General features: G+C 50.2%; 1 tRNA gene and 2 rRNA genes (1 of these 3 cut by a window edge). All 3 read left to right on the top strand.

Annotated elements, in window-relative coordinates:
• Window positions 1-1158 (top strand): 16S ribosomal RNA (locus ABT997_RS09765); the annotation flags it as partial.
• A 53-nt stretch (window positions 1159-1211) separates the two neighbouring features.
• Window positions 1212-1284 (top strand) — tRNA-Ala (locus ABT997_RS09770).
• 129 nt (window positions 1285-1413) lie between these two features.
• Window positions 1414-2500 (top strand): 23S ribosomal RNA (locus ABT997_RS09775); it runs 1813 nt beyond the window's last position.

Here is a 2500-nt window from a genome sequence, read left to right on the forward strand (position 1 = left end):
CTGACCGAGCAACGCCGCGTGAGTGAAGAAGGTTTTCGGATCGTAAAGCTCTGTTGTAAGAGAAGAACGAGTGTGAGAGTGGAAAGTTCACACTGTGACGGTATCTTACCAGAAAGGGACGGCTAACTACGTGCCAGCAGCCGCGGTAATACGTAGGTCCCGAGCGTTATCCGGATTTATTGGGCGTAAAGCGAGCGCAGGCGGTTAGATAAGTCTGAAGTTAAAGGCTGTGGCTTAACCATAGTACGCTTTGGAAACTGTTTAACTTGAGTGCAGAAGGGGAGAGTGGAATTCCATGTGTAGCGGTGAAATGCGTAGATATATGGAGGAACACCGGTGGCGAAAGCGGCTCTCTGGTCTGTAACTGACGCTGAGGCTCGAAAGCGTGGGGAGCAAACAGGATTAGATACCCTGGTAGTCCACGCCGTAAACGATGAGTGCTAGGTGTTGGGTCCTTTCCGGGACTCAGTGCCGCAGCTAACGCATTAAGCACTCCGCCTGGGGAGTACGACCGCAAGGTTGAAACTCAAAGGAATTGACGGGGGCCCGCACAAGCGGTGGAGCATGTGGTTTAATTCGAAGCAACGCGAAGAACCTTACCAGGTCTTGACATCCCTCTGACCGCTCTAGAGATAGAGTTTTCCTTCGGGACAGAGGTGACAGGTGGTGCATGGTTGTCGTCAGCTCGTGTCGTGAGATGTTGGGTTAAGTCCCGCAACGAGCGCAACCCCTATTGTTAGTTGCCATCATTGAGTTGGGCACTCTAGCGAGACTGCCGGTAATAAACCGGAGGAAGGTGGGGATGACGTCAAATCATCATGCCCCTTATGACCTGGGCTACACACGTGCTACAATGGCTGGTACAACGAGTCGCAAGTCGGTGACGGCAAGCTAATCTCTTAAAGCCAGTCTCAGTTCGGATTGTAGGCTGCAACTCGCCTACATGAAGTCGGAATCGCTAGTAATCGCGGATCAGCACGCCGCGGTGAATACGTTCCCGGGCCTTGTACACACCGCCCGTCACACCACGAGAGTTTGTAACACCCGAAGTCGGTGAGGTAACCTTTTAGGAGCCAGCCGCCTAAGGTGGGATAGATGATTGGGGTGAAGTCGTAACAAGGTAGCCGTATCGGAAGGTGCGGCTGGATCACCTCCTTTCTAAGGATAAGGAAACCTGCACGTTCGTCTTGTTTAGTTTTGAGAGGTCTTGTGGGGCCTTAGCTCAGCTGGGAGAGCGCCTGCTTTGCACGCAGGAGGTCAGCGGTTCGATCCCGCTAGGCTCCATTGGTGAGAGATCACCAAGGATGAACATTGAAAATTGAATATCTATATCAAATAGTAACAAGAAAATAAACCGAAAACGCTGTGAATATTTAATGAGTTTTCTAATTTTTGAAAAAATTAGGTTAATAAGGTTAAGTTAATAAGGGCGCACGGTGGATGCCTTGGCACTAGGAGCCGAAGAAGGACGTGACAAACGACGAAATGCCTCGGGGAGCTGTAAGTAAGCTTAGATCCGGGGGTGTCCGAATGGGGGAACCCAGCAGGTGATACCTGTTACCCATATCTGTTAAGGATATGAGGAGGAAGACGCAGTGAACTGAAACATCTAAGTAGCTGCAGGAAGAGAAAGCAAAAGCGATTGCCTTAGTAGCGGCGAGCGAAACGGCAGGAGGGCAAACCGAAGAGTTTACTCTTCGGGGTTGTAGGACTGCAATGTGGACTTAAAGATTATAGAAGAACTACCTGGGAAGGTAGGCCAAAGAGAGTAACAGCCTCGTATTTAAAATAGTCTTTATACCTAGCAATATCCTGAGTACGGCGAGACACGTGGAATCTCGTCGGAATCTGGGAGGACCATCTCCCAACCCTAAATACTCCCTAGTGACCGATAGTGAACCAGTACCGTGAGGGAAAGGTGAAAAGCACCCCGGGAGGGGAGTGAAATAGAACCTGAAACCGTGTGCCTACAACAAGTTCGAGCCCGTTAATGGGTGAGAGCGTGCCTTTTGTAGAATGAACCGGCGAGTTACGATATGATGCGAGGTTAAGTTGAAGAGACGGAGCCGCAGGGAAACCGAGTCTGAATAGGGCGCTTTAGTATTATGTCGTAGACCCGAAACCATGTGACCTACCCATGAGCAGGTTGAAGGTGCGGTAAAACGCACTGGAGGACCGAACCAGGGCACGTTGAAAAGTGCTTGGATGACTTGTGGGTAGCGGAGAAATTCCAAACGAACTTGGAGATAGCTGGTTCTCTCCGAAATAGCTTTAGGGCTAGCGTCGACATTAAGATTCTTGGAGGTAGAGCACTGTTTGGGTGAGGGGTCCATCCCGGATTACCAATCTCAGATAAACTCCGAATGCCAATGAATTATGGTCGGCAGTCAGACTGCGAGTGCTAAGATCCGTAGTCGAAAGGGAAACAGCCCAGACCACCAGCTAAGGTCCCAAAATAATTGTTAAGTGGAAAAGGATGTGGGGTTGCACAGACAACTAG

The organism is Streptococcus australis, from assembly GCF_040226615.1.
Classification (GTDB): domain Bacteria; phylum Bacillota; class Bacilli; order Lactobacillales; family Streptococcaceae; genus Streptococcus; species Streptococcus australis_E.